At 41.4% G+C, this 26,200-nt stretch carries 29 protein-coding genes and 1 pseudogene; 6 read left to right on the top strand and 24 right to left on the bottom strand.

What is annotated here, in order from left to right; genetic code table 11:
* Positions 1–191: 191 nt before the first annotated feature.
* The gene (locus ACUW6H_RS00200) at positions 192–1,418 is read right to left on the bottom strand and encodes an L-lactate MFS transporter (protein ID WP_454359006.1); all 1,227 of its coding nucleotides are present in this window, start codon (positions 1,416–1,418) and stop codon (positions 192–194) included.
* A 192-nt stretch (positions 1,419–1,610) separates the two neighbouring features.
* Between ACUW6H_RS00200 and ACUW6H_RS00195 the strand changes: the two genes are divergently transcribed.
* The 4 genes from ACUW6H_RS00195 (at position 1,611) to ACUW6H_RS00180 (ending at position 6,361) form a co-directional block, all read left to right on the top strand.
* Entirely contained in the window at positions 1,611–2,927 is a 1,317-nt protein-coding gene (locus tag ACUW6H_RS00195) for an FAD-containing oxidoreductase (protein WP_454359004.1), read from the top strand.
* Positions 2,928–3,025: 98 nt separating this feature from the next.
* A complete protein-coding gene (gene murT, locus ACUW6H_RS00190) occupies positions 3,026–4,369 on the top strand; it encodes a lipid II isoglutaminyl synthase subunit MurT (protein WP_454359002.1) in 1,344 nt (447 codons plus the stop codon).
* Entirely contained in the window at positions 4,369–5,151 is a 783-nt protein-coding gene (gatD, locus tag ACUW6H_RS00185) for a lipid II isoglutaminyl synthase subunit GatD (protein ID WP_454359000.1), read from the top strand. Before murT ends, gatD begins: the two co-directional genes overlap by 1 nt.
* Positions 5,152–5,278: 127 nt before the next feature.
* Entirely contained in the window at positions 5,279–6,361 is a 1,083-nt protein-coding gene (locus ACUW6H_RS00180; RefSeq protein WP_454358998.1) for a M24 family metallopeptidase, read from the top strand.
* A 42-nt stretch (positions 6,362–6,403) separates the two neighbouring features.
* Here the strand turns inward: ACUW6H_RS00180 and ACUW6H_RS00175 are convergent, their stop codons facing one another.
* The 17 genes from ACUW6H_RS00175 to ACUW6H_RS00095 form a co-directional block, all read right to left on the bottom strand.
* Entirely contained in the window at positions 6,404–6,865 is a 462-nt protein-coding gene (locus tag ACUW6H_RS00175) for an ECF transporter S component (RefSeq protein WP_096407954.1), read from the bottom strand.
* Positions 6,843–7,616 carry a bifunctional hydroxymethylpyrimidine kinase/phosphomethylpyrimidine kinase gene (locus tag ACUW6H_RS00170; RefSeq protein WP_096407956.1) on the bottom strand — a complete coding sequence of 258 codons (774 nt, stop codon included), beginning with the start codon at positions 7,614–7,616 and terminating at the stop codon, positions 6,843–6,845. The genes ACUW6H_RS00175 and ACUW6H_RS00170 overlap by 23 nt, the downstream gene beginning before the upstream one ends.
* Positions 7,606–8,355, bottom strand: a complete 750-nt coding sequence (truA, locus tag ACUW6H_RS00165; RefSeq protein ID WP_096407959.1) for a tRNA pseudouridine(38-40) synthase TruA — start codon at positions 8,353–8,355, stop codon at positions 7,606–7,608. The genes ACUW6H_RS00170 and truA overlap by 11 nt, the downstream gene beginning before the upstream one ends.
* 99 nt (positions 8,356–8,454) lie before the next feature.
* Positions 8,455–9,606, bottom strand: coding sequence for an MFS transporter (locus tag ACUW6H_RS00160; RefSeq protein WP_096407962.1), 1,152 nt, complete (start codon positions 9,604–9,606; stop codon positions 8,455–8,457).
* Between the two features lie 115 nt (positions 9,607–9,721).
* On the bottom strand, positions 9,722–10,345 hold the full coding sequence (locus ACUW6H_RS00155; RefSeq protein WP_454358995.1) for a Pr6Pr family membrane protein: 624 nt from the start codon (positions 10,343–10,345) through the stop codon (positions 9,722–9,724).
* Positions 10,346–10,347: 2 nt separating this feature from the next.
* Positions 10,348–10,686, bottom strand: coding sequence for a zinc ribbon domain-containing protein YjdM (locus ACUW6H_RS00150; protein ID WP_001061580.1), 339 nt, complete (start codon positions 10,684–10,686; stop codon positions 10,348–10,350).
* 209 nt (positions 10,687–10,895) lie between these two features.
* Positions 10,896–11,414, bottom strand: coding sequence for a Dps family protein (locus ACUW6H_RS00145; protein WP_096407969.1), 519 nt, complete (start codon positions 11,412–11,414; stop codon positions 10,896–10,898).
* Positions 11,415–11,602: 188 nt separating this feature from the next.
* On the bottom strand, positions 11,603–12,361 hold the full coding sequence (gene tpiA / locus ACUW6H_RS00140; protein ID WP_438263382.1) for a triose-phosphate isomerase: 759 nt from the start codon (positions 12,359–12,361) through the stop codon (positions 11,603–11,605).
* Positions 12,362–12,456: 95 nt separating this feature from the next.
* Positions 12,457–13,134 (bottom strand): DnaD domain-containing protein, encoded by a 678-nt coding sequence (locus ACUW6H_RS00135; protein ID WP_454358992.1) that lies wholly within the window; start codon positions 13,132–13,134, stop codon positions 12,457–12,459.
* Positions 13,135–13,142: 8 nt separating this feature from the next.
* On the bottom strand, positions 13,143–14,087 hold the full coding sequence (gene metA / locus ACUW6H_RS00130) for a homoserine O-acetyltransferase MetA (RefSeq protein WP_001122695.1): 945 nt from the start codon (positions 14,085–14,087) through the stop codon (positions 13,143–13,145).
* A gap of 181 nt (positions 14,088–14,268) precedes the next feature.
* The gene (locus ACUW6H_RS00125) at positions 14,269–14,781 is read right to left on the bottom strand and encodes an adenine phosphoribosyltransferase (protein WP_001049316.1); all 513 of its coding nucleotides are present in this window, start codon (positions 14,779–14,781) and stop codon (positions 14,269–14,271) included.
* An 86-nt stretch (positions 14,782–14,867) separates the two neighbouring features.
* A complete protein-coding gene (locus tag ACUW6H_RS00120; RefSeq protein ID WP_454358988.1) occupies positions 14,868–15,626 on the bottom strand; it encodes a class I SAM-dependent methyltransferase in 759 nt (252 codons plus the stop codon).
* A 484-nt stretch (positions 15,627–16,110) separates the two neighbouring features.
* On the bottom strand, positions 16,111–16,800 hold the full coding sequence (gene rplA / locus ACUW6H_RS00115) for a 50S ribosomal protein L1 (protein ID WP_001085672.1): 690 nt from the start codon (positions 16,798–16,800) through the stop codon (positions 16,111–16,113).
* Between the two features lie 96 nt (positions 16,801–16,896).
* Positions 16,897–17,322, bottom strand: coding sequence for a 50S ribosomal protein L11 (gene rplK / locus ACUW6H_RS00110; RefSeq protein ID WP_001085804.1), 426 nt, complete (start codon positions 17,320–17,322; stop codon positions 16,897–16,899).
* Between the two features lie 122 nt (positions 17,323–17,444).
* Positions 17,445–18,161: an LD-carboxypeptidase LdcB/DacB gene (gene ldcB, locus ACUW6H_RS00105; RefSeq protein ID WP_454358985.1), complete on the bottom strand. Its 717-nt coding sequence runs from the start codon at positions 18,159–18,161 to the stop codon at positions 17,445–17,447.
* A gap of 17 nt (positions 18,162–18,178) precedes the next feature.
* Positions 18,179–18,640, bottom strand: a complete 462-nt coding sequence (locus tag ACUW6H_RS00100; RefSeq protein ID WP_454358983.1) for an HIT family protein — start codon at positions 18,638–18,640, stop codon at positions 18,179–18,181.
* A 1-nt stretch (position 18,641) separates the two neighbouring features.
* The gene (locus ACUW6H_RS00095; protein WP_454358981.1) at positions 18,642–19,679 is read right to left on the bottom strand and encodes a M42 family metallopeptidase; all 1,038 of its coding nucleotides are present in this window, start codon (positions 19,677–19,679) and stop codon (positions 18,642–18,644) included.
* Between the two features lie 136 nt (positions 19,680–19,815).
* Between ACUW6H_RS00095 and ACUW6H_RS00090 the strand changes: the two genes are divergently transcribed.
* Positions 19,816–20,367, top strand: coding sequence for a DUF1307 domain-containing protein (locus ACUW6H_RS00090; RefSeq protein ID WP_454358979.1), 552 nt, complete (start codon positions 19,816–19,818; stop codon positions 20,365–20,367).
* Positions 20,368–20,652: 285 nt separating this feature from the next.
* A pseudogene (locus ACUW6H_RS00085) lies at positions 20,653–21,204 on the top strand (DUF1307 domain-containing protein).
* A 36-nt stretch (positions 21,205–21,240) separates the two neighbouring features.
* On the opposite strand, the gene brnQ reads toward ACUW6H_RS00085, so the two are convergent.
* From brnQ to ACUW6H_RS00055, 6 genes are all read right to left on the bottom strand, one after another.
* Positions 21,241–22,566: a branched-chain amino acid transport system II carrier protein gene (gene brnQ, locus ACUW6H_RS00080; RefSeq protein ID WP_268705497.1), complete on the bottom strand. Its 1,326-nt coding sequence runs from the start codon at positions 22,564–22,566 to the stop codon at positions 21,241–21,243.
* 169 nt (positions 22,567–22,735) lie between these two features.
* Positions 22,736–22,954, bottom strand: coding sequence for a rhodanese-like domain-containing protein (locus ACUW6H_RS00075; RefSeq protein ID WP_454361254.1), 219 nt, complete (start codon positions 22,952–22,954; stop codon positions 22,736–22,738).
* A 21-nt stretch (positions 22,955–22,975) separates the two neighbouring features.
* Positions 22,976–23,467, bottom strand: coding sequence for a prolyl-tRNA synthetase associated domain-containing protein (locus ACUW6H_RS00070; RefSeq protein ID WP_093586463.1), 492 nt, complete (start codon positions 23,465–23,467; stop codon positions 22,976–22,978).
* 12 nt (positions 23,468–23,479) lie between these two features.
* Positions 23,480–24,064 (bottom strand): uracil-DNA glycosylase family protein, encoded by a 585-nt coding sequence (locus ACUW6H_RS00065; protein WP_454358976.1) that lies wholly within the window; start codon positions 24,062–24,064, stop codon positions 23,480–23,482.
* Positions 24,065–24,117: 53 nt separating this feature from the next.
* Positions 24,118–25,518, bottom strand: a complete 1,401-nt coding sequence (gene pepV / locus ACUW6H_RS00060; RefSeq protein WP_454358974.1) for a dipeptidase PepV — start codon at positions 25,516–25,518, stop codon at positions 24,118–24,120.
* 12 nt (positions 25,519–25,530) lie between these two features.
* Entirely contained in the window at positions 25,531–26,136 is a 606-nt protein-coding gene (locus ACUW6H_RS00055) for a nitroreductase family protein (protein ID WP_454358972.1), read from the bottom strand.
* Between the last annotated feature and the right edge of the window lie 64 nt (positions 26,137–26,200).

Raw genomic sequence — 26,200 nt, 5'->3', positions numbered from 1 at the left:
TTCTTCTTTCTAAAGGTGGTGCGAAGCCATCCTATAGCGCTTAGTATATACTTTTCTTTTCATGACGTATCTTCAACAAAAATGAGATACCGTGTTGCTTCTTTTCCACGAAAGAAAAGTACGAGTTTCTTTGCAACCTATCTAGTATAACACAAGAGCCGGGGAAAAGATAGTAGAATCCTTAAGGAAAATCATGTAAGCGGTTTTTGGATTTCCTTTTTGATTGAACGACCTAGGTAATAAGACAAAGCCAAGGCTATACTATATAAAATGAGAAAAACGAACAAGGTTTGTGTGTAAGAATGAGCTATTTTATAAGTCTCTGCTAATAAAATAGGCCCTGCTAAACCAGCCATTGCCCAAGCTGTTAAAATATATCCATGCAGAGCTGCCAATTCCTTGGTTCCAAAAATATCACTGAGATAAGCCGGAATCAATGAAAAACCAGCTCCATAGCAAGTCATTAAAATAGACATAGCGACTACAAATAAAACGGAATCTGTAAAGAGCCAAAGTGAGAGAGAAAAGAAAAGATTGACAAGCAGTAATATACTAAAGGTTAGAGGGCGACCGATATAGTCAGATAAACTCGCCCAGAGCAAACGACCAAACCCATTGAAAATCCCTAAAACGCCCACCATTACTGCTGCATGACTTGTAGACATGCCAGCCATCTCCTGTGCCATTGGCGATGCCGCTGAAATTAAGCCTAAACCACAAGCTATGTTGATAAAGAAAATAATCCAAAGTATATAAAACCGATTGCTTTTCAGGGCCTGATTCGCAGCCATTCCTTGGGTCAAAGAGGCTGTTTTTTCTTTCCCTGAAACAGATAAAATTGCAAGCTCTTGCTCATTTGGACGCTTAATGAATTGTGAAGCTAGGAGCATGATAATAAAGTAACTTGCACCTAAAATATAAAAAGTTTCTACAAGCCCTACCCCTGCGATGAGATGTTGCGCTATGGGACTAGTCAATAAAGAAGCAAAACCAAACCCCATAATCGCTAAACCTGTTGCGAGACCACGTTTATCAGGAAACCATTTTATAATCGTTGACACAGGGGTAATATAGCCTGCTCCCAAACCAAGCCCACCTAAAATGCCATAAGCGAGATACAACAACCACAGCTCCTGACGGTCTATTGCAAATCCTGTTAAGATATTTCCACCTGCGTATAGAAAAGCAGATAGACTCCCCATGACTTTCGGACCAAATTTTTCTACCAAACGCCCCATAAATGCAGCCGATAATCCCAAACAAAAGATTGCTAAACTAAAGGCAAAGGCAACAGAAGCCTGATCCCATCCCGTTTTTTCAATAATAGGGTTGCGATAAACACTCCAAGCATAAGTCGAACCCAGCATTAAGTGTAAAATGACCCCAGCAAAGGCAATAATATAACGATTCGATTTCATAAAACCTCCTATTTTCGAACATTTATTCTATTTTATATAAAAATAGATAGGATTTTAGTCTATCAAGCTTGTCAAAAAATTACTAGTTTTTTGTCTGGAAAGCGTTTTTATCTTTTTCTGTCTTTTTCGTAGCAGAATTGTGCAAAAGTTTTTTTCTTGTGCTAGAATGAAATTCGAATAGGAGGACTATAAATGTTAACATATGATTTAATCGTTATTGGATTTGGTAAAGCTGGGAAAACACTAGCTGGTAAATTGGCTTCAGCTGGCAAAAAAGTTGCCCTCATTGAACGAAACAAAGCTATGTACGGTGGAACTTGTATCAACATCGGCTGTATCCCAACTAAAACCTTACTAGTTGCTGCTGAGAAAGACTTGTCTTTTGAAGAAGTCATTGCTACCAAAAATACCATCACTGGTCGCCTTAACGGTAAAAACTATGCTACTGTTGCGGGAACAGGTGTAGATATCTTTGATGCGGAAGCTCACTTCCTTTCAAACAAAGTCATCGAAATCCAGGCTGGTGATGAAAAACAAGAGCTGACTGCTGAAACTATCGTTATCAACACTGGTGCTGTTTCAAACGTCTTGCCAATCCCTGGACTTGCTACAAGCAAGAATGTCTTTGACTCAACAGGTATCCAAAACTTGGACAAATTGCCTGAAAAACTTGGAGTACTTGGTGGTGGAAATATCGGTCTTGAATTTGCAGGACTCTACAATAAACTTGGTAGCAAGGTCACAGTCCTAGATGCCTTGGATACTTTCCTTCCTCGTGCAGAGCCTTCCATTGCAGCTCTTGCTAAACAATACATGGAAGAAGACGGCATTGAATTACTTCAAAACATCCATACTACTGAAATCAAAAACGACGGTGACCAAGTTCTCGTCGTAACTGAAAACGAAACTTACCGTTTTGATGCTCTTCTCTACGCAACTGGACGTAAACCAAACGTCGAACCACTTCAACTTGAGAATACCGATATTGAACTAACAGAGCGTGGTGCTATCAAAGTAGACAAACATTGTCAAACAAACGTTACTGGTGTCTTTGCAGTCGGAGACGTCAACGGTGGACCTCAATTTACCTACATCTCACTTGATGACTTCCGTGTTGTCTACAGCTACCTTGTTGGTGATGGCAGCTACACTCTTGAAGACCGTCTCAATGTGCCAAACACTATGTTCATCACACCTGCACTTTCACAAGTTGGTTTGACTGAAAGCCAAGCAGCTGATTTGAAACTTCCATACGCAGTGAAGGAAATCCCTGTTGCTGCGATGCCTCGCGGTCATGTAAATGGAGACCTTCGTGGAGCCTTCAAAGCTGTTGTCAATACTGAAACCAAAGAAATTCTCGGAGCAAGCATCTTCTCAGAAGGCTCTCAAGAAATCATCAACATCATTACTGTAGCTATGGATAACAAAATCCCATACACTTACTTCACAAAACAAATCTTCACTCACCCAACATTGGCTGAAAACTTGAATGACTTGTTTGCGATTTAAGTTGAGACTACATCGTATCTAACAGCCCTCATCGGGCTGTTTTTGTTTATGCGAAATCTCAAATCTATCTTTTCTTTCTTTTATGATATAATAGAAACATGAAATTAAAAACCACTTTGGGCCTCCTAGCTGGGCGTTCTTCTCACTTCATCTTGAACCGTCTTGGTCGTGGAAGTACGCTCCCTGGAAAACTTGCCCTTCAATTTGATAAAGATATTTTACAAAATCTAGCTAAGAACTATGAGATTGTCGTGGTCACTGGAACCAACGGGAAAACCCTGACAACTGCCCTCACTGTCGGCATTCTAAAAGAGGTCTATGGTCAGGTTCTGACCAATCCTAGTGGTGCCAACATGATCACAGGGATTACGACAACCTTCTTGACTGCCAAATCTTCTAAAACTGGAAAAAATATTGCCGTCCTTGAAATTGACGAAGCCAGTCTATCTCGTATCTGTGATTATATCCATCCTAGCCTTTTTGTCATCACTAATATTTTCCGTGACCAGATGGACCGCTACGGTGAGATTTACACGACTTATAACATGATTTTGTATGCCATCCGTAAGGTGCCTACGGCTACTGTTCTCCTCAATGGTGACAGTCCGCTTTTCTACAAGCCATCTATTCCAAATCCAGTTCAGTATTTTGGTTTTGACTTGGAAAAAGGACCAGCCCAACTGGCTCACTACAATACCGAAGGAATCCTCTGTCCTGACTGCCAAGGTATCCTCAAATACGAGCACAATACCTATGCCAACTTGGGTGCCTATATCTGCGAAAATTGTGGCTGCAAACGTCCTGACTTGGACTACCGTCTGACAGACTTGGTTGAATTGACCAACAATCGCTCCCGCTTTGTCATTGACGGTCAAGAATATGGCATCCAAATCGGTGGACTCTATAATATCTACAATGCCCTTGCTGCGGTTGCCATCGCCCGTTTCCTCGGGGCTGATTCACAACTCATCAAGCAAGGATTTGACAAGAGCCGTGCTGTCTTTGGACGCCAGGAGACCTTCCATATCGGTGACAAGGAATGCACCCTTGTCTTGATTAAAAATCCTGTTGGCGCGACCCAAGCTATCGAGATGATCAAACTAGCTCCTTATCCATTTAGCCTATCTGTCCTCCTTAATGCCAACTATGCTGATGGGATTGATACTAGCTGGATCTGGGATGCGGACTTTGAACAAATCACTGACATGGACATTCCTGAAATCAACGCTGGTGGTGTTCGTCATTCTGAAATTGCACGCCGTCTTCGAGTGACTGGCTACCCAGCTGATAAAATCACTGAAACAAGTAGTCTGGAACAAGTTCTCAAGACCATTGAGAACCAAGATTGTAAGCATGCCTATATCCTAGCAACCTATACTGCTATGCTTGAATTCCGCGAACTGCTGGCTAGTCGTCAGATTGTTAGAAAGGAGATGAACTAATGGTTTATACTTCACTTTCCTCAAAAGCTGGCAACTACCCTTATCAGCTCAACATCGCCCACCTCTATGGAAACCTCATGAATACCTATGGAGACAATGGAAACATCCTTATGCTCAAGTATGTGGCTGAGAAACTCGGAGCTCATGTAACAGTTGACATCGTTTCTCTCCATGATGACTTTGATGAAAACCACTACGACATCGCCTTTTTCGGTGGGGGTCAAGACTTTGAACAAAGTATTATCGCTGGCGATCTTCCTGCTAAAAAAGAGAGCATTGACAACTACATCCAAAACGATGGTGTTGTTCTAGCCATCTGCGGTGGTTTCCAACTATTGGGCCAATATTATGTTGAAGCTTCAGGCAAACGTATCGAAGGGCTAGGGGTCATGGGCCACTACACCCTCAACCAGACCAATAACCGCTTTATCGGTGATATCAAGATTCACAATGAAGACTTCAATGAAACCTACTATGGATTTGAAAATCACCAGGGTCGTACCTTCCTCTCAGATGACCAAAAACCACTGGGACTGGTTGTCTATGGAAATGGAAACAACGAAGAAAAGGTCGGCGAAGGGGTTCATTACAAGAATGTCTTTGGTTCCTACTTCCACGGACCTATCCTCTCTCGTAATGCCAATCTGGCTTATCGCCTCGTCACTACTGCTCTCAAGAAAAAATACGGTCAGGATATCCAACTCCCTGCTTATGAAGACATTCTCAGTCAAGAAATCGCTGAAGAATACAGCGACGTGAAAAGCAAGGCTGACTTTTCTTAAACTAAGGAAAATTAGATAAAAGAACTCCGCTATCTTGTCGGGGTTCTTTTTGCCTGTTCTTTTACCCTTCTCCCTTGCATTTTCTCTCTTTTTTTGCCAAAATAGAGGGGTAGAAAGAAGGTAGCATATGTCTAAATTACAACAAATCCTAACATATCTTGAATCAGAAAAACTAGACGTCGCTGTCGTATCTGACCCCGTCACAATCAATTACCTCACTGGCTTTTACAGTGATCCCCATGAACGCCAAATGTTCCTTTTTGTCCTAGCTGATCAGGAACCTCTCCTCTTTGTCCCAGCCCTTGAAGTGGAACGTGCAAGCAGAACTGTCTCTTTCCCAGTTGTGGGCTATGTAGACTCTGAAAATCCATGGCAAAAAATGAAACATGCTCTTCCACAACTTGACTTCAAACGTGTCGCAGTTGAGTTTGACAACCTCATCTTAACCAAGTATCATGGTTTGAAAACAGTCTTTGAGACTGCTGAGTTTGAAAACCTCACTCCTCGCATCCAACGCATGCGCCTCATCAAATCAGCTGATGAAGTGCAAAAAATGATGGTTGCAGGTATCTATGCTGATAAGGCTGTAAAAGTTGGTTTTGACAATATTTCTCTTGATAAGACTGAGACAGACATCATTGCCCAAATTGACTTTGCCATGAAAGGTGAAGGCTATGAAATGAGCTTTGATACCATGGTCTTGACTGGCGATAACGCTGCAAATCCACACGGAATTCCTGGTGCAAACAAGGTTGAAAAGGACGCCCTTCTCCTCTTTGACCTCGGTGTCATGGTTAATGGCTACGCCTCAGATATGACTCGTACGGTCGCTGTCGGCAAACCAGACCAGTTCAAAAAAGATATCTACAACTTGACCCTTGAAGCTCAACAAGCTGCTCTTGACTTTATCAATCCAGGAGTAACAGCTCATGAAGTGGATCGAGCTGCCCGTGAAGTCATCGAGAAAGCTGGTTACGGTGAGTACTTCAACCACCGTCTCGGTCACGGTATCGGTATGGATGTCCACGAGTTCCCATCTATCATGGAAGGTAACGACATGGTCATCGAAGAAGGCATGTGCTTCTCTGTTGAACCTGGTATCTATATCCCGGGCAAAGTCGGTGTTCGTATCGAAGACTGCGGTTTTGTCACTAAGGATGGCTTTGACCTCTTTACCAGCACCAGCAAAGACTTGCTTTATTTTGATTAAACATAGAGACAAGCAAAAAGTCAGCTCAAATAGCTGACTTTTTTATTTTATCTTCTTAACACTCTGAAAAATTACAAACCCTACAATCATTCCCAAGGTATTTTGCAGGAAGTTTGGAAGGATTTCTGGCAAGGCTGCTGACCAGCCATTCATTAGGGTAGAACCTAGGGCGTAGCCACTTACCATGACGATAGTAGCCAAGACAAGGCCTAGCCATTGCCACTTCCCTTTAAAACCTGCAAAAAATCCTTGCAAGCCATGGTTCACTAAACTAAAGAACATCCACTGTGGATAGCCTGATAAAAGGTCAATTAGGAATCCTGCTAGTCCTCCAACGACAGCTCCTTCTTTACTGCCAAAGTAAAAGGCAGTAAAGAAAATACCTGCATCCAAGAGAGTCAATATTCCTGTTGGCGTTCCAATTTTCAAGTAATAACCTAGAACCACAGAAAGGGCGGTTAGAAGGGATACAAGGGCGATTTTAGTTGTTTTTGTTTGCTTCATATTGTCTTACTCCATATTGATCTGCTTGTGCAATGGCACGGTAAACGAAAGCTTTAGAGCTCTCCACTGCTGTTAAAAGTTCATCACCTTTAACCAAGTGACTGGCAATGCTTGAGGCAAAGGTACAACCTGCCCCAGCATTCTGTCCTTGGATAACGGGATTTTCTAGGATAGTAAAAGTTTGTCCATCATAAAAGACATCCACAGCCTTGTCTTGTCTGAGACGATTGCCTCCCTTGATAATAACTGCTGGCACTCCTAAATCATGCAATTTCTGCGCTGCAGCTTTCATATCTTCCAAAGTTTTGATTTCTTGACCCGCCAACAATTCTGCTTCAGGAAGATTTGGCGTAATCACACTGACATGAGGAAAAAAGCGAATCAACTCTTGACAGAGTTGGCTGACTGCCACATCATGGGTTTCCTTGCAGACCAAGACGGGGTCCAATACCACCGGCACTCCAGGACGTTGCTTGATAAAGTCCAGTGCCTTCTCAGCCACACTGACAGTAGGGAGAAGACCAATCTTGATCCCTGCAAAGTCCACGTCACGCAAACTATCCAACTCATGTTGAAAAATAGTATCGTCCGTAGGAAAGACTTCAAACCCTTTTTCTGTCAAGGATGTCAAACAAGTTACAGCTACAAAGCCATGCAAGCCGTTCAATGTATAGGTAGCCAAATCAGCTGACAAACCACCACCACTAAAAATATCATTCCCAGAAAGAGCTAAAATACGATTATTCTTCATAACGAATCTCCTTTAAATACAAGCCATTTGGTGCTGCAGTAGGACCAGCAAGCTGCCTGTCCTTCTTCTCCAAGATGAGATCAATCTGCTCAACTGGCATGCGGTTGTTGCCGATTTTGAGAAGAGTTCCCACCATATTGCGAATCTGTTTATATAAGAATCCATTTCCTGAAAAGGTAAAGGTCAAAAACTGGCCTGTATCATCCACCCCAAGACTCGCTTCTGTGATGGTGCGAACCTTATCCTCCACACTAGTCCCAGAGGCTGTAAAACCAGTGAAATCATGGGTTCCTTCTAGCTTTTTGATTGCTATCTGCATCCGTTCCACATCGAGCGGATAAGGAAAGTGAGTAGCATAGTGACGGCGCATAGGATTTTTGGGACGCCCTCTATCCACGATAAACTCATAGGTCTTGCTATGTTTTGCATAACGGCAATGAAAATCATCCGCCACATGCTCCATCGAGATTACATCAATATCTTCAGGAGATTGGGTATCCAGGGCAAAACGAAGCTTCTCCTCATCCATCTGATAGGGAAGATCAAAATGAATGACCTGACCAAGAGCATGAACCCCACTATCCGTCCGACCAGCACCGTGGACAGTGATGGTCTGTCCTTTATTGAGTCTCGTTAAGGTTTTTTCGATTTCCTCTTGAACGCTCCGCGCATGAGGCTGGCGCTGAAAACCAGCAAAGGCATAACCGTCATAGGAAATGATTGCTTTATATCTTGTCATAACTTCTATTTTATCAGGAAATAAAAGTGTAAACAAGTTTAAAAACTAATAATTGTCTGGGTACAAAAACTCCGAAAAGAAAAACTTAGGAAATCAATCCTAAGCTCTCTTTTGAAGTGCGTACATAACAAAGATAGAAGTGACAATCAACCAGCATCCTAGAATGGTGAAGACCAACATACCGTTTTGAGTCACAAAGCCAATCGCCCCAAGAATGAAAGGTGTCGTAAAGGCTCCAAAGCTGCATCCTAGCACTGCAAAAGATGTTGCCTGATTAAGGAGCTTGGCTGGGATTCTTTCAGAAAGAAGCTGAAAGACAGTGGTCAAGGCTACGCTGTAGGCAAAACCTGCCACAACACTTCCAACTACCATCACACCCAATGACGGAGACAAGGCAATCACAATCTGACCCAATCCAAAGGTGATACCTGACCAAAGAAGCAACCTTTCTTTAAACAGAGAGATAAAGAAAGAAAAACTCACACCTGCCAAGATACCAATCAACTGCATGATACTTAAAACCAAACTCGATAACTGGGCATCCCCTAGACCTCTTTCTACCATCAGACTAGGAATACGAATGGTGATAGCTGTGTTGGTACAGACAACGACTGCTGCTTCAACAGCCAAAAGGAAAATCAAGCCTTTCATCTGTCCTGTCAGACGAGCGCTTTCAACCTCTTTTTTCTTAGTCTCTTTCTTTTCTTTTCCATAAGGGACAAATAGCAGATAAAGGATCAACACTAAAAATCCAGCACTATAAGCTAAAAAGGTCGCTGTCCATCCAAAGGAAAGGAGTTGACCTACCATTAGAGTTAAAATCGAAGCACCAACCACCTCTGCTGATCCCCTTAGACCTAGCATCTGGATCCGTGTCTTTCCGTGATAGCGTTCACTGATAATGGAAATGGCCTTGGCATTGATCATCCCCACACCCAAACCAAATAAAATCCGCATAGCAAAGACAAAGTTATAATCCTGATACCAGAAGGGAGCTGTTCCACCGATAGAGAGGATGACAAGGCCCAGACTAATCTGAAGACGTTCAGGCAACAAACGTTCCAAAACCCCATTTAAGACTAGCATAATCATAATCCCAAAAGAAGGGAGGCTAACGAGAAGCTCGATTTGTTCTTTGGGATAGCCCTGATAGTAGTCAAACATAGCTGGTAGAGCACTTGAAATGGAAAAGGAAGTAATCAAAACGAGGGAGAGGGCTAGAATGCTAGCCCGTTCTAAATATTGTTTCATGGATTCTCTTTCTGTTTTTTTCTCTCACTATCATATCTTTTTTTAAAGGATATGGCAAGAAAAGAAGGAGCCCAACTGACATAGGGACTCCGTCCTAATTTCCCTTATAGGAAGACTATTTTCGCTTGATTTGCTTGATCAGGTAGAAGATAAATCCTGCAACCATATAGGCCACAAAGATAGTCAAACACCATTTAATAACCACGTCCCAACCCTTGGCCACATCTAAAAAGAAATAAGGGAAAGGACTAACCTTGGAATTTGGTACAGGTAGTTTCAATACTAAGCCATTAAAAAGGGCAAAAAGCATGTAAACCAAGGGCAAGATGGTCCACAAGACTGGATCCCAGATCTTGTATTGACCTTGCTTATCAAATAATAAGGTATCAGCTAGAAACCAAAGAGGAACGATATAGTGACAGAGGAAATTTTCCAAACGGTAAAAATCAGTCGCTATCGGCGCTAGCATAAAATGGTAAATGACACAAGTAATCATGATACTCATGGTAACTCCGCCCTTGAGACGGAGTAGATGCCGACTTTGCCATTTTTCACCAGATCGTCTCATCACATAAAGCAGATAAGCTGTAAAAAGTGTTACCAAGAGATTGGATAGCACTGTATAGTAGAGGAGCATGCCAAAACCACCACGCTTGGTAATCTCTAGGTAAACTCCTGTGAAAGCCGCTAAGAACAAGAGCACACGGCTATAAAAGATAAATTTCAGGTTCATTTTCATGGCTAGATTTTCTTAACAAATTCTGATTTGAGTTTCATAGCTCCAAAACCATCAATCTTACAATCGATGTTGTGGTCGCCTTCTACGATACGGATATTTTTGACACGAGTTCCTTGTTTCAAATCCTTAGGTGCACCTTTTACTTTCAAGTCCTTGATGAGGGTTACAGTATCACCGTCAGCCAATTTATTTCCATTAGCATCGATAGCAACAACACCTTCTTCTACTTCTGCAACTTCAGCAGGATTCCATTCATAGGCACACTCTGGGCAAACCAAGAGACTTCCGTCTTCATAGACATATTCTGAATGACATTTTGGGCAATTTGGTAAGTTGTTCATGAGTTCTCCTTATAACGTTTCACTATTCTTTGAAAATCAAAATTTCTCGAACAGCAACTATTATACCGTAAAATCCTAGATTTGACAATGTATCCTAAGTCCAGCAAACAAAAAATCATGCAACTTTTTACAGTTACATGACTTTTAAAAGATGATTGTTCATGGGTACAAATCTAGCACCACATGATAAAAGGGGTAGCAACTATATCTTACAGACCAGGAGCTTGTCCAAGTTCTGCTGTAAGCATCCAAACTGTTTTCTCAAGTTCAGCCTTAGCCCCAACAAAGATATCGTTTGTAACATCATCACCTTCTTCGTCAGTTACATCCAAAGCTTTTTGGAAAAGAGTGATGAGGTAGCGATAAATAGCTAGAACACGTTCCAAGCTTTCTTCAACGTTACGGAATTCTCCTTCTTCTTCTTCGATTTCACTGTGTTGAAGGAATTCTGTCAAAGTTGAATAAGGTTTTCCACCAAGAGTAATCAAACGTTCACTGATTTCGTCAAGATAACCATCAAGACTGTCCATGTATTCATCCATTTTTGGATGCCATACGAGGAAGCCACGACCACGCATATACCAGTGAACTTGGTGAAGGGCAACGTGAGCCACATACAAGTCCGCTACTGCTTGGTTCAATACTTCCTTTGTTTTTGCCAATGCTACTGGCGCTGTTTTAGATAATGTTGTTACGTCTTTTACTGCTTCTTTTTTCAATTCAACCATATTTCTTACCTCTTTTCATTTTTTTATAACTACTTCACAGTAGCTATAATACAAGTATACTACTACCAGAAAATGATATCAAGGAAAGTGTACTATCTGAGAAAAGTTGCAATAGACTGATAATTTAAGAAAATATACAGTCTCTATAAAAAAAGACAGTCTTAGCAGACTGTCTGGAATAACCTAGTTTATTTTACAAAGTCAAGCAATGCCAAGAAGCTTTCAGCTTCAAGTGATGCTCCACCAACAAGAGCTCCGTCCACATCTGGACAAGCCATGTATTCTGCAACGTTTTCAGGTTTAACGGAACCACCGTATTGAACACGAACTTTGTCAGCAACTTCTTGACCAAAGTCAGCTGCTACAACGTCACGGACAACTTTACACATTTTTTGTGCATCATCTTGTGAAGCAGATTTACCAGTACCGATAGCCCAGATTGGCTCATAAGCGATAACTGATGCAGCAACTTGTTCAGCTGTCAATCCAGCCAATGCAGCAGATACTTGAGCACCTACGAATTCAGCTGCTTTACCAGCTTCGTAAGTTTCAAGTGACTCACCACAACAGATGATTGGAAGCATACCGTTTGCAAAGATTGCTTTTGCTTTTTTATTGATGTCTTCGTCAGTTTCATGGAAGTAGTCACGGCGTTCTGAGTGACCGATAACAACGTAGTCTGTACCGATTTCTTTCAAAACTTGTGGGCTAGTTTCACCAGTGAAAGCACCAGCATTTTCAAAGTAGCAGTTTTGAGCAGCAACTTTAAGGTTAGTTCCTTTAGCAGCAGCAAGAACAGTTGTCAAGTCAAGTGCAGGAACTGCGATACCTGCTTCAACAAGGTCTGATGAAGGAAGTTTTGATGCAACGGCTTCAACGAATGCTTTTGCTTCTTCTGGATTTTTGTTCATTTTCCAGTTACCAGCGATAAATGGTTTACGTGACATTTCACATACCTCTTTTTCATTTTATTCACTATTATTCTATCATATTTATAAGGAGCTTGCAAACCTTACTCTAATTTTCAAGAGTTTTCAAGCGACTAATCTTGCCACAAATTCATGGCATCGAGGAAATCAGCCGAAGCTTGAACTTGTTTGGGATTGTTGGCTTCTCGCTCTGCTCGTTTGGCCTCTACCTGAGCCACAGACTGAATACCTTCATGGCGCCAGTTTCGTAGGATTGCCTGAATATATTTCCAGTTTGGCTTGCCATTGAGAACAGCCTCTCGGAGAGCTTCTTTGATCAAATCCGCCTTAACTCCGTCTTCTTTGACAGTCTTAGAAAGATCTTCGATTTCAAATGGTGTTAATAAGCGTCCCAATTCTTGCTGAAAAGTTTCAACCAGATCCTTCAATTGATTCTGCGGGTTGGGGGCAGTTGTATCTGGAGTTTGGGTATCTAGCAAGCTATCCAAGCGTTCAAAAGCCAAACTAGCATCAAAAATCAGCTCAATTTCCCCATTTAGTTCAATGGTCCGATATTGTAGCAAACCATTTTCAGTCAAATTCGAAATGGATTGGTTGACATCTGCCACTTCTTTCCCAATGATTTCAGCAATCTGGCTAGGCGAAACATCTCCTAAGGCTGTGGTGTTTTGTAGATAGAAAAATTGCCAGACGAGAAAATCTTCGCTGGAAGGAAAGAGTTCCTTAAAATGCAAGAGCAGGGCACTTGGCAAAACCAAGTTCCCTGATTTAAAAGCGTCAAAATATGTCATAATTCCTCTTATAAATATCCAAATGAAGCTGCATCGTCCTCTACCTTTTTCCAGTCAAAAGGAGTTTCCTGATAAACGGCATAGTTAACCCAGTTACTGAAAAAGAGGGCAGCTGATGAAGACCAACAGAGACACGGTGTCTCATTCACATCATCATTTTTGAAGTAATTTTCCGGAATGTGAGGATCAAGTCCTGCCTCACAATCACGAAAATACTCTTTTGCTAGAGTATCACGGTCATATTCTAAATGACCAAAACTATAAATCTCACGAAGATCCCGACTGGCTAAAATAGAAACGCCGACTTGTTCTCCCTCAGAGAGGATTTCCAGATTGGTTTTTCCTAATATCTCTTCCTTATAGATTTCTGTATAACGAGAATGGGGAGCTACATAGCTATCATCAAAACCACGAAAGAGAAGATGGCCCTCTTTCAAGGTATCCTGCGGGTAAATGCCTGACAATTTCTGCTCCATCTGGTGTTTATCAACTCCATAGCGAGCATAAAGACCTGCTTGGGCACCCCAGCAGATATGAAGGGTCGAATAGACATGGGTCTTGGACCACTCAAGCACCTGACTGAATTCCTCCCAATAGTCCACTTCCTCAAATGGTAAATGCTCAATCGGAGCCCCTGTGATAATCATCCCATCAAAATACTCGTCCTTGACTTCAGGAAAAGTTTTATAAAAAGTCTCCATATGCTCTGCACGAGTCGTCTTGGAACGGTGGCTCTCCATATAGAGAAAGTCTATGTCCAATTGCAAAGGAGTATTTGCTAAATGCCGTAACAACTGGGTCTCTGTGACCACTTTTTTGGGCATTAGGTTTAAAATCAAAATTTTCAAGGGACGGATATCTTGGTGGGCCGCACGTTGATCATCCATGACAAAGATATTCTCTGTCCGTAAAATCTCAACAGCTGGCAATTTTTTATCAATTCTAATCGGCATAACCTTCTCCTAACTGTACTCTTTTAGAAATAATTGAATGTGTTTGAAGTCAAATCTCAAACACTTAGTCCTTTTATTATACTGCAAGAAGATATAGTTTTCAATTATAGTTTTTCTCTAACTAGCTATAGTTTGTTTATATAGCAGATGAAGAGAAAACAGCCCCAAGGACTGTTTTTCATTAATAATGCATAAGTACTTTGTAATCGTAATCTCCGATTTTTTCACGGCCTTTAAGCTCATCCAACTCAATCAAGAAGGCACAACCGGCTACAACTCCACCAAGTCTTTCAATCATCTCAATGGTTGCTTTGACAGTTCCACCTGTTGCCAAAAGATCATCTACGATGAGAACACGTTGACCTGGCTTAATCGCATCAGCATGCATGGTCAAGGTATCAATACCGTACTCTTTCTCATAGTCAGCAGAAATGACTTCACGTGGCAATTTCCCTGGTTTACGAACAGGTGCAAAGCCAATTCCCAACTCAAAAGCAACTGGGCAGCCAACAATAAATCCACGAGCCTCTGGCCCAACAATCATGTCGATCTTCTTGTCTGTTGCATACTGAACAATTTCACGAACAGCGTAGCTATAAGCATTTCCATCTGCCATCAAAGGGCTGATATCACGGAAGGTAATACCTTCCTTAGGATAATTTTCAATCGTTGCGATATAATCTTTTAAATTCATCTTTTTCTTTCTTTCAAAGTTTTTTACTCTCTATTATAGCATATTTTTTAAGAAAGAAAAAAGGAAAAGTTAACTTCAATAATTATCTAACGATTTGACGATTTATAACTAGCCATAGCAATAAAGCCCAATTTCTGTTTATTCTTAGCAAACATTTTATACATAGTTAAAAACTGCTTTCTATTCTCCTTCTTACAAGCATTTATGCAAATTTTCAAAGTTCCTAGCCAACCTTCGTCATAAATCATACCTGATAATTTCATTAATGTCATTTCACCAGTCAATATTTTCACATCACGATAACCTGATTCTATCATCACCTGTTCCCAACCATCTTGAGTTAAAGGACCTACATTTACATGAATTGCTTGTGACAATTCCTGTCTGACAGACTCTTCAGCTTCCTTAAGAAGCACATCATGTGTCAAAAGAAGACCTTCAGGTTTTAAAACCCTCAGATACTCCATTACACATTTTTTCTTAGCTTGATCAGCTTGCATAGTCAGCATAGCTTCATTTATAACAATATCAAAACTAGCATCTTCATAAGGAAGTTTCATTGCATTTGCTCTTTCAAATCTAATCAAATGACCAACACCTGCCATTTCAGCAGATTTTTTAGCCACTTCTAAGGCTTGTCCATCCATATCAACAGCAGTTATCTTACAACCAAAACGCTGTGCTAACTCAATTGCTGTAGTTCCCCTATTGCACGCAACTTCTAGTATTCTCTTTTCTTTTGAAAATCCTCCTTCCGCAATTAACCAATCTGTAGCACGTTTTCCACCTGGACGTAAGCGTCTTTTCCCCAGTTTTGCTAAAAACTTATGACCTGCTTCTGACATTTGAACACCTCTATTTTTTCTTCATTATAACATAAAATTATATTGTCTGACAATTCTAATCTATTATTTGACAAACTAGAATCAAAAGCATACAAACTGCCATGACTATAGCATAAATCTATTAATCACCCCTCTAGTTCGAATTCAATTGCTCACGTAGTTTACGCATATAGGTTACGACTACATATTTGTACTTTAGAGTTGCTGGCCTCCTTATACGCTAAGTACGCTTTACTATCACGTGCCTATTCGTATAGCCAAGATTTCTCTATCTCTTTCTCTGCCGATTCTTATTTCCAACGTCAGACTTAAACAGTCTATCCTAATGCCGTTCGATCAGCTACTCACAATAGTCAGGCTTGGGAATCACTTTTGGGTTTACTAGTATATGGTACCCACAGAGGACTTAGACCTCGGATGAACGGAATGCCCGTTGTACCTAAAAAACGAGCACTTTTGTACTCGTTTTTTATATATTTATTGATTAAAGTGAGTTCACGTCAACCTTGATACCAACACCTTGAGTAGTTGTGATTGTCAAGCTTGTTACGTAAGTTCCTTTAGCAGTAGCTGGTTTCGCTTTTTGGATTGTTTCGTTGAATGCTTTGAAGTTTTCAACCAACTTGTCAGCTTCAAATGAAACTTTACCGATGATAGCTTGTACGATACCTGCACGGTCTGCACGGTAAGTGATTTTACCACCTTTAGACTCTTCAACTGCTTTAGCAACATCCATTGTTACAGTACCAGTTTTAGGGTTTGGCATCAAGTTACGTGGTCCAAGGACACGTCCAAGACGTCCAACAAGAGCCATCATATCAGGTGTTGCGATAACTACGTCGAAGTCCAACCAACCGTCGTTGATTTTAGCAACAAGGTCATCTTCACCAACGAAGTCTGCACCAGCAGCTTTTGCTTCTTCAGCTTTTGCACCACGTGCAAATACAAGAACGCGAGCTGTTTTACCAGTACCGTTTGGCAATACCATTGCTCCACGGATTTGTTGGTCAGCTTTTTTAACGTCAATGTTCAAGTTGTAAGCAACTTCTACAGTTGCATCAAATTTTGCAAAGTTAGTTTCTTTTGCAAGAGCTACAGCTTCTTCTACGCTGTACGCTTTTGTGCTGTCGATTTTCTCAAGAGCAGCACGAAGTTGTTTGCTTTTTTTAGCCATTTTCTATTCTCCTTGTAAGTGGTTCAATCGATTTTCATCTCCCACGTCACTTCTCGAAATGATGAAGTCTTGCGGGTTATCTTGGGATGTTATTGATTAGTCAACAACGTTGAATCCCATAGAACGAGCAGTACCTTCGATCATACGCATTGCAGACTCAAGGTTTGCAGCGTTCAAATCTGGCATCTTAGTTTCTGCAATTTCTTGTACTTGCGCACGAGTAACTGAAGCAACTTTAGTTTTGTTAGGTGTACCTGATCCTTTTTCAACACCTGCAGCTTTTTTCAAAAGAACAGCAGCTGGTGGTGTCTTAGTGATGAAAGTAAATGATTTATCTTCGTATACTGAGATAACAACTGGAATAATCATTCCAGCTTGATCAGCTGTACGAGCGTTGAACTCTTTTGTGAATCCCATGATGTTGATACCAGCTTGACCAAGAGCAGGTCCAACCGGTGGAGCTGGTGTAGCTTTACCAGCAGGGATTTGCAATTTTACAAGTTTTTCGACTTTTTTAGCCATTTTTAAATCCTCCTTTGTGGTTTTGGCGGTAATGTAAGATTTTTACCTCCCACAAGTATGCTTTACACATACTTTTCCATTATACACTATTTATCTAAAAATGCAAGAGAAAACTTTCATTTTTAATCGATGTAATCTCCACCTTCAAAGCCATAGTACTCTTCCAAACTGAGACCACTTGCAGCAATTTCTTTGGCTTCTTTTCCAACGTAGCGGAGATGCCATTCTTCTGCCATGTAGCCGGTCTCCTTTTCCTTGCCTTTGAGATAGCGGACAACAAAGCCATAGTCAGCCGCATGGTCCAAGAGCCACTGGGCTGCCTTTTCTTCAGTAACTAAATCACCATCTGTCCCAATAAGATCAAAAGCAAGACCAGTCTGGTGTTCACTGTAACCTGGTCGTGCTGAGTAGCGATCCGCCGCTTCCTTCCCGTCTTGATTGACATAGTCTTGGTAGAGCTTAGCCTGAGTTTCATAACTCCTAAACCCACTGTAGTGGTCACTAATTGGATAGCCAGCTGCTTGCATTGCTGCAATGAGTTTCAGCAACTCCGCTTTAGCTGTTGGATTTTCTCCTGGATTGTAGTCTTTTGACAAAGGATAACGTTTATTAGCTAGGATAATTTCATCGTATTTCCCTTGAATACTATAGTAGTCTCCCTTATTGACAACTTCTGCCTTCTTCTGACTAGAAGCTTGGGATTTGCTCCCTACAGTTCCTTCAGGTTGTCTAGTTTGTTCTGTTTTTTGAGTATTTTCTTCAACTTTCGTTTTTTCTTGCGAACAAGCTGCAAGAGTCAATGCTAGTAAACCAGATAAAATGACATATCTTTTTTTCATTTCTTTCTTCCTCTCTCTTAGGCCAAATGCTTCTCCAATTCATGAGATAAGATTTTAATCATCTCTTCCAGCTCTGGCGATTGTACTTGGCAATCTTCTGCTGCCATTTCTTCCCAGGGTACCCACCAGACTGGGCCACGGCCATTAAGTCCGTGCCCCTTCATATCACCTGCTCTTCGCGGAAAAAGATGCCAATGAGCGTGGGCATCGCCATTTCCTAGGAGTTCAATATTCATCTTTTCAGCCTCAAATGCTTTGGCGACTGCTTCTTGGACCAAACTCATTTCCTCTAAAAAGCGAAATTTTACAGGATTCTCCATATGGTGGAGTTCTGTGACATGATCTTTTGCTAAAAATAAGGTATAGCCCTTAAAGTATTGGTGATCCCCAATAACCACATAGCCTGTTTCTAGTTCTTTGACAAAGTAGGGATTTTCTCCAGCTTTGATGAGTTCGATTCTCTGACAAATTAAGCACATTCTATGATACCGCCTCGCTCTTGAGATAGGCATCTACCATACGCTCAGTCGCTACTACTGAATCAATGTGGGTGCGCTCATAAGAGTGACTGGACTCGATTCCCGCACCAAGGAGGGCATGCTTGACCTCCGCGCCTGCTGACATAGCTGCTGAAGCGTCCGAACCATAAAATGGATAGATGTCCAGCTTAAATGGAATATCTTGCTCTTTCGCCAAAGCTACTAAGTGTTGACGGAAGTCATAGTGATAGGGACCTGAAGCGTCCTTGACACAGATAGACACTGTATATTCGTCTGTTTGCTGGTCATCGCCCATGGCTCCCATATCTACAGCCAGATATTCTACTACCTGAGCTGGAATATTGGAGTTAGCACCATGACCCACCTCTTCAAAGACCGAAAAGGCAAAATGTGTCGTCATCGGCAAGTCGATTCTCTCTTCTTTATAAACTCGAAGAAGATTGAGCAAAATTGCCGCGCTAACCTTGTCATCCAAGTGGCGAGACTTGATAAAACCAGTTTCCGTCACAACTGTTCGCGGATCAAAACTAATAAAGTCACCAACCTCAATACCCAAGGCACGTGTTTCTTTTTCATTGGTCACTTTTTCGTCTAAACGAACTTCCATATTGTCCTGAGTGCGTTCAGCAGTTCCTGCATCTTTGTAGACATGGCAAGATGTCTGGTGGATGAGGATCGTTCCAGATACCGTTTTACCTGTACTAGCTACATGAACAGTACAGTTTTCTCCCTCAATCATGTTCCAAGGAAAACCACCGATACGGTCCAATTTGAGACGACCATCTGGCTTGACTGCACGCACAATGGCTCCAAGTGTGTCCACATGGGCAGTTACATAGCGATGTTGTTCGTCGTTTTGACCTTTGATGGTCACATTGACACCGCCCTTGGCTGTTCGAACAGGCTGGTAACCAAGTTCTTCTAAAGTATGGTCTAGGTAGTCTGAAATCTCACGAGTAAAGCCCGTTGGAGATGCAATAGCGGTTAATTCTTTGATATAGTTTACAGTTTGATTCATTTCTTCACCTCTTCCTACCATTATATCACTTTTCTAGCTGGATCCCTTTGGAAAAGGGTCTTATCCTTCTAGTTGATTTCACTATGGATCCATGTTATAATACAAATACTTTGATTATGAAAGGAAAGTAAAGGATATGAAATCTTACTTTAAAACCTCACTTGCCCTTGCGGCTTCACTTGTCCTCCTACTCGGATGTTCCAAACAAGCATCAACACCTACCAACCGCAGTAGCAAAGAAGACAAAACAACTCAGTCAAGTGAGAGCAAACAAAGCACTGAACAATCATCTGAAAAGAAAGAAACAACTAAAACACATACCTTTGTAAACAAAAGCAATTCTGGAATCACTTCTACCTTGGTTTATACTGTAGACGGCGACAATGTTATCAAGCAATCAGCTCATAACATTGCTGATCCTGAAATCCTTGGTGCAACTCCAGAAGATGTCAAGAGTTTTATCGAAGAAAAGTACAAAGGTTATAATGGACTCAAAGGTGTTAAACAAACGATTGAAATCAAAGATGGAAAAGTTGTTCAAGATCTCGAAGTAGACTTCTCAGTTGCAAGCATTAGCGAACTTAGAAAAGCACTTCCTGAAGAATATTCTGGTATCGGCAATCGTGTCAGCTTCTCAAACTCTAAAAAAGCACTAGAAGGAATGGGATTCACTGAAGAAAGCAACTAATCTTTCATCCTCAAAACAGACAAAAACCTGACCTTATAATGGCCACCCCATACGATAGTCACCAAGCTATCTTTGGGGTGTTTTCTTATATCACGAGGGAATCAATCAAAATGAAATCCTTGATCAAATGAAATAGAGATTAAGAGCTAGAAGCTAGCCAAGAAGGCAAATCCAAGCATATCTTTTTACTGTCAGTGGGATTGTTTACTAGCTTCTTCTGATTGCTTGCATCCTCCATTCGTGTTATAATACAAATACTTTGATTATGAAAGGAAAGCAATGGATATGAAATCTTACTTTAAAACATCTCTTGTCCTTGCGGCTGCTCTCGTCCTTCTAATGGGATGCTCTAAACAAGCATCAACTCCTACCAATAGTAGTGGCAAAGAATACAAAACTGCTCAGTCAAGCGAAACCAAGCAGAGCAGCCAACAATCATCTGAAAAGAAAGAGGAAACGACAACTCACACCTTTGTTCACAACAGCAAGCCTGGTATTGAGTCTACCTTAGCTTATACTGTAAAAGAAGACAACATTCTAAAACAAACAGTTTAAAATGTTTTTGATCCTGCTAAACTTGATAATACAGCAGAAGGCATTAAAGAAATTGTTGAGGATACTTATAAAGGTTATGAGGGTGTCAGAGGGGTAACACAAAAAATTGAAATCAAAGACGAAAAAGTTATTCTAAGCATGGAAGTTGACATGACTGTTGCAACTCTTGCTGACCTAAAAAAAGCAATGCCAAACGAATTTTCTGGCTTTGGAAACCGTATAAGTTATGCAGCTTCGAAGAAAATGCTTGAAGAATCTGGTTACACTGAAAAAACCAACTAAGATTAATAGAAAAAACTTGGCCAAGACCAAGTTTTTTTATTCCATTTCAAAAACATCGCTTTCTTGCTTGTTCGGAAGGACCAAGGAAAGCAAGATCCCGATGATAGCTGGCACCAACCATGGGAGGGATGCCTTGGCAAAAGGCAAAGCATTCACAAGATTTGCTAGAAACTCAATCTTAAAGGAGCTTCCAAGAACACTTGCAACAGCGATTGCTGTGACAACTCCTATTGTTAGTTGCATACCCGGTTTTGATAGAGGTACAAACTTATTAACAATCACAATCATCACAATGGCAATAGTGATTGGATACAAGATAACCAGTACTGGAATTGAGTACTTGATGATCGCATCCAGACCGAGGTTTGCAATGGCAAATCCAATCAAGGTAAAGGCAGTTGCATAGACCTTGTAGCTGATTTGTGGGAAACGTCCGTTAAAGAACTCTGCTGTCGAGACGATCAAGCCAACTGTCGTTGTGAAGCAGGTTACAGTTACCATGACAGCAAGGAAGAGTTGAGCCGTTGAACCAAAGATTTCCTGAGTTGCTTGTGACAAGATATAAACACCTGGAGTTCCACCCTTCATGACTTCTGCCGGAACTGGGAAGTGATTTCCAAGGAATCCTAGACCAATATAGAGAGCACTGAAGGCAAGAGCTACCACAATACCAACAACCCAAATAGTTGAGATGTATTCTTTCTTACTGGAGAATCCAAGTTGTTTCAAGGTTTGAACAGCGATGACACTGAAGGCCACTGAGGCAAGGGCATCCAAGGTGTTATACCCCTCTAGGAATCCTGTTCCGAAAGCAGATGCTTGATAGGCTTCTGAAGCTACTTGGGGACTTGTTCCACCATATTTAAAAGCACCAAGTACTACTAAGATAACGATCAACAAAGCAAAGACTGGCGTCAAGATTCGTCCGATACGATCCAAAATCTTTGATGGATTGAGTGAAATCAGATAGGCTGCGGCAAAGTAAAGCACGGTAAAGATAATCAATCCTAGGCCTTTATTTGCTTCAGACAAGAGAGGGCTGATACCGACCTCATAAGCTGTTGTTGCAGTACGTGGAATGGCAAAGAAGGGACCAATCGATAGATAGAGGACTGCAAGATAAAGAGTCGCAAACCAAGGTGAGATTTTCTTAGAAATCTCATAAATGTATCCTTTAGGATTGAGTGTTCCGATGATAAGTGTCAAGACGGCAATACCGACACCTGAAAAGACAAAACCTGCGATGGCAGGAAGAAACTGTTCTCCAGATAGGGCACCTAGAGAAGGTGGAAAAATCAAGTTTCCCGCACCAAAAAATATTCCAAACAGGAGCAAGCCTGTTAGGGCACCTTTTTTAGCCATAAAAATCTCCTTCATATTTCTAAAATACTGACCTAGTATACCATGATTAGGACTTTGAAAAAAGCATCTCTGATTAAATATTGAATGTTTTCAATATTTTTAAAAATAAGAATTATCTAAAAATAAATTTCTCCTACCTAGTCCACACCAAGTAAGAGAAATGCAAATTTTAAAGATTTTCAAAGGCCGTCATGCCACCTTGAACATTGATGGCCTTATATCCATGCTCCTCCAAAAACTGGTAAGCACAAGCTGATCTCATCCCTGATTTACAAATGACATAATGCAACAGCTGATTGTCCAACTCTTCTACTCCTCTCACATCTAATACAGAAAGGGACTCTTTCTGGTAAAGTTGGTAGAGTTTGTCAAAAACAATTTCTTTCATCATTTCTTCTTTTTGATGCCATTAAGGCAAGATTAAAACCCCATAGGTAAATCCAATCGACTCTAAAAATCGGAACAAGTCTTTGCTTTTGATAAAGATGGTCTTTTCATTAGTATTGGGATGGAAAGTCATGATATCCTCCGATACAATATCCTTATCAAAATAAACTAGAATATCTTTTTCTTCATTATTTAACAAACCAAAAGGTGATACCGTTCCTGCTGGTAGGGTCATTTTCTCAGCCAAGGAGTCCAATGAGGCCATTCGAATCCGATCGGCTCCCACTTGAACTTTAAAGTCATCCATATCCAATCGTTTCTTGTCGTCCATGATGAGCAGATAGTACTGAGTTTTCTTCCTATTGGTCAAAAACATGGACTTAGTCCGGACTCCTTCCATTCCTTCAATATAGCTATCTGCCTGCTCTGTCGTAAATACAGGTGGGTGCTCCACCACATCAAAGGTGATTCCCAACTCTTGCAACTTATTAGCTACTTGTTGATAAGCATCCATAGTTTTTCTCCTTTATTGATGAATAATCTTTTGTACCAATGCTTTCAAATCTGGCACCACTTCTGACTCAAACCAAGGATTCTTTGCCATCCAGATTTGGTTTCGTGGTGATGGATGCACAAGAGGGAAAAACTCTGGAAGATAATCCTGATACCGTCGAACTCTCTCAGTTACCTTGCCACCAACTTTTTCATTTAAATAATAGGCTTGGGCATATTGTCCAATCAAAAGGGTCAATTCAATATTTGGACATTCCTTGAGGAGTTGTGGATGCCATTTTTCTGCAAAACCTGAGCGTGGCGGTAAATCACCTGATTTTCCGTGTCCTGGAAAATAGAAATCCATGGGCAGAACTGCGAAATAACCTGAATTGTAAAAAGTATCTTCGTCAACACCGAGCCAGTCTCGCAAGCGGTCACCACTTTTATCTTTCCAATAAAGACCTGCCTCCTGAGTTTTTAGACCAGGCGCTTGACCGATGATATTGATGCGAGCTGTTTTTGGCGCTGCAAAGAGAGGCTCAATCCCCTGATCTGTATAGCTTTTGTTTTGCGGATCCGCCATGATGGCTTTCTTGATTCTTTCGATTTGAGACATCTAGTTTCCCTCCAAAAAGAAGTCTAAGAATCAAATCTCAGACTTCTATATCATTATTTGATCAATTCATAGATAGCTTCGGCATAGATTGCTGCTGCTCGGAAGAGATCGTCCAAGGCGATAAATTCATTGGCTTGGTGCATGGTATCGATAGAGTCTGGGAACATTGCACCGTAGGCAACACCACGTTCTAGCAAACGACCAAAGGTTCCACCACCGATGACTTGCTCATGACCTTGAAGTCCAGTTTGTTTTTCATAGACATTCAACAAGGTTTGCACAAGTGGATCTTCCATTGGTACATAGTGAGGTGTGTGACCGTGTTCTGACAAGCTAACAGAAGCAACTGGCAAGTTTTCAAGAACTGACTTGATTTGCTCTGGGCTTGTTCCTTTTGGATAACGGAAGTTAAGGGCAATCGTATTGTCAGCACTTGCCTCGTCGAAGCGGAAGACACCCGCATTCATAGAAAGGGCACCCATCTTTTCATCCACATGAGCTACTTTCAAGTTTTTACCTTCGTGGTCATTCAAAAGAATCTTTCCAGCAATGTCAAGGAAGTCTTTTGCAGGACCTTCAAAGGCAAATTGGCTGAGGAAGAGGGCTAGATAAGTTGCACCATTGACACCTGAAGCAGGCATAGCACCGTGGGCAGATTTACCGATAATCGTAACCTTGTACTGACCGTTTTCTTCTTGAATTTCTCCTCTGAGTTTGTGTTCTGCAACAAAAGCATCTAGTTTCTCTTGCAAGTCAGCCAAATCACCTGAAACGAGTGCCGTTGCTGATTCTGGTACCATGTTTTCACGCAAACCACCTGTGAAACTGTGAAGACGGGCAGCGCCTGTATTTTCACCTGCAAAGTGGAGGTATTCTGTAATGTTTCCTTTTTCACCGTTGATGATTGGGAATTCAGCATCTGGAGAGAAACCAAAGTCTGGTTTTGCTAGTCCTACATGGTCAAAATAGTAGTCCATGTCAGCCCAGCCTGATTCTTCATCAGTTCCGACAATAAAGCGAACTTTTTTAGAAGTTGGAAGGCCAAGTTCTTTAATGATTTTCAAACCATAGTAACAAGCTGTTGTAGGCCCCTTGTCGTCCGAAGCTCCACGCGCATAAAGGCGACCATCTTTGATAGTTGGTGTGTAAGGATCTGTGTCCCAACCGCTACCGGCAGGCACCACGTCCATGTGGGCAAAAATTCCAAGAACTTCTTCTCCATCACCAAACTCAAAATGTCCAGCATAGTTGTCGACATTGGTAGTTGGATAGCCATCGCGGTCTGCGATTTCAAGGAACTTTTCCAAGGCTTTTACTGGACCAGGTCCAAATGGATGCTGCGCATCTGCCTTGCTATCATCACGTTCTGAGTTGATTTCCAAAAGGCTAAACAGGTCAGCCAAAAGGTTTTCTTTGCGTTTTTCTACTTCTGCTGTAAAATCAATTGTTGTCATTTTTTCTTCCTTCTATCTTTTCTCGATGATTTCATCTACTGGCAAGCGGTAGCTTGGTTCCAATTTTTCGTCTGTGTAACCCACTGTAATCAAGAGTTCTGGGCGGAAACGGTCTTCAATGTCCAAAACCTCATTGGCTTTTGATTTGTCAAATCCAAGAATAATGTTAGAACCGATTCCTTGGTCTGTCAGAGCCAGAACCAAATTCATGGCAACCAAACCTGCATTGAGGGCTAGGTAGTCGCTGACTTGTTGCTCACTGTAACGCGCAAACTCGGCAGGCAAATTTTTCATAAAGTATTGAAGTTGCTCTTCTGAGAAATTGTTAGCACCACCAATACGGGCAATCTTGCGAGCGCGTTTGGCTAGATCTGTATCGGTAAACAAGGCAATGGTCACTGGCGCAGACGATACCTGTTCAAAGTTGGAACCATAAGCCAATTTTGCCAATTCAGCATTTTTCTGACGAACCACCACAAACTTCCAAGGCTGGCTGTTGTGGGCACTTGGGGCCAAGGTTGCGATTTCGATAGCCGTACGCACATCTTTGGGATCCACCGGCTTATCAGTAAAATGCTTAGTCGCATGACGTTTTTTATTCAATTCAAGAAATTTCATAATCGATTTCCTTTTCTAATTCTACTGCTTACATTCTACCATATTCTGAAAGAGCTTGCAGAGA

The organism is Streptococcus sp. 151470009-6, from assembly GCF_053628175.1.
The sequence above is the reverse complement of the archived record's forward strand: the minus strand, read 5'-3'. Positions and strand labels throughout refer to the sequence as shown.

Coding starts and splice junctions, on each gene's coding strand:
- ACUW6H_RS00180 (WP_454358998.1), top strand. CDS start 5,279: ATGTCTAAATTACAACAAATCCTAACATATCTTGAATCAGAAAAACTA.
- ACUW6H_RS00150 (WP_001061580.1), bottom strand. CDS start 10,686: ATGAACAACTTACCAAATTGCCCAAAATGTCATTCAGAATATGTCTAT.
- metA (WP_001122695.1), bottom strand. CDS start 14,087: ATGCCGATTAGAATTGATAAAAAATTGCCAGCTGTTGAGATTTTACGG.
- ldcB (WP_454358985.1), bottom strand. CDS start 18,161: ATGAAAAAAAGATATGTCATTTTATCTGGTTTACTAGCATTGACTCTT.
- ACUW6H_RS00100 (WP_454358983.1), bottom strand. CDS start 18,640: ATGTGCTTAATTTGTCAGAGAATCGAACTCATCAAAGCTGGAGAAAAT.
- rplK (WP_001085804.1), bottom strand. CDS start 17,322: ATGGCTAAAAAAGTCGAAAAACTTGTAAAATTGCAAATCCCTGCTGGT.
- brnQ (WP_268705497.1), bottom strand. CDS start 22,566: ATGGCTAAAAAAGGTGCCCTAACAGGCTTGCTCCTGTTTGGAATATTT.
- ACUW6H_RS00175 (WP_096407954.1), bottom strand. CDS start 6,865: ATGAAGCAAACAAAAACAACTAAAATCGCCCTTGTATCCCTTCTAACC.
- ACUW6H_RS00125 (WP_001049316.1), bottom strand. CDS start 14,781: ATGAATTTAAAAGATTATATCGCAACGATTGAAAATTATCCTAAGGAA.
- ACUW6H_RS00095 (WP_454358981.1), bottom strand. CDS start 19,679: ATGAATCAAACTGTAAACTATATCAAAGAATTAACCGCTATTGCATCT.
- ACUW6H_RS00090 (WP_454358979.1), top strand. CDS start 19,816: ATGAAATCTTACTTTAAAACCTCACTTGCCCTTGCGGCTTCACTTGTC.
- ACUW6H_RS00160 (WP_096407962.1), bottom strand. CDS start 9,606: ATGAAACAATATTTAGAACGGGCTAGCATTCTAGCCCTCTCCCTCGTT.
- ACUW6H_RS00155 (WP_454358995.1), bottom strand. CDS start 10,345: ATGAAAATGAACCTGAAATTTATCTTTTATAGCCGTGTGCTCTTGTTC.
- gatD (WP_454359000.1), top strand. CDS start 4,369: ATGGTTTATACTTCACTTTCCTCAAAAGCTGGCAACTACCCTTATCAG.
- truA (WP_096407959.1), bottom strand. CDS start 8,355: ATGACAAGATATAAAGCAATCATTTCCTATGACGGTTATGCCTTTGCT.
- ACUW6H_RS00120 (WP_454358988.1), bottom strand. CDS start 15,626: ATGTCAGAAGCAGGTCATAAGTTTTTAGCAAAACTGGGGAAAAGACGC.
- pepV (WP_454358974.1), bottom strand. CDS start 25,518: ATGACAACAATTGATTTTACAGCAGAAGTAGAAAAACGCAAAGAAAAC.
- ACUW6H_RS00170 (WP_096407956.1), bottom strand. CDS start 7,616: ATGAAGAATAATCGTATTTTAGCTCTTTCTGGGAATGATATTTTTAGT.
- ACUW6H_RS00055 (WP_454358972.1), bottom strand. CDS start 26,136: ATGAAATTTCTTGAATTGAATAAAAAACGTCATGCGACTAAGCATTTT.
- tpiA (WP_438263382.1), bottom strand. CDS start 12,361: ATGTCACGTAAACCATTTATCGCTGGTAACTGGAAAATGAACAAAAAT.
- rplA (WP_001085672.1), bottom strand. CDS start 16,800: ATGGCTAAAAAAAGCAAACAACTTCGTGCTGCTCTTGAGAAAATCGAC.
- ACUW6H_RS00065 (WP_454358976.1), bottom strand. CDS start 24,064: ATGTCTCAAATCGAAAGAATCAAGAAAGCCATCATGGCGGATCCGCAA.
- ACUW6H_RS00135 (WP_454358992.1), bottom strand. CDS start 13,134: ATGACATATTTTGACGCTTTTAAATCAGGGAACTTGGTTTTGCCAAGT.
- ACUW6H_RS00195 (WP_454359004.1), top strand. CDS start 1,611: ATGTTAACATATGATTTAATCGTTATTGGATTTGGTAAAGCTGGGAAA.
- ACUW6H_RS00070 (WP_093586463.1), bottom strand. CDS start 23,467: ATGGATGCTTATCAACAAGTAGCTAATAAGTTGCAAGAGTTGGGAATC.
- ACUW6H_RS00145 (WP_096407969.1), bottom strand. CDS start 11,414: ATGGTTGAATTGAAAAAAGAAGCAGTAAAAGACGTAACAACATTATCT.
- murT (WP_454359002.1), top strand. CDS start 3,026: ATGAAATTAAAAACCACTTTGGGCCTCCTAGCTGGGCGTTCTTCTCAC.
- ACUW6H_RS00200 (WP_454359006.1), bottom strand. CDS start 1,418: ATGAAATCGAATCGTTATATTATTGCCTTTGCTGGGGTCATTTTACAC.
- ACUW6H_RS00075 (WP_454361254.1), bottom strand. CDS start 22,954: ATGAAAGAAATTGTTTTTGACAAACTCTACCAACTTTACCAGAAAGAG.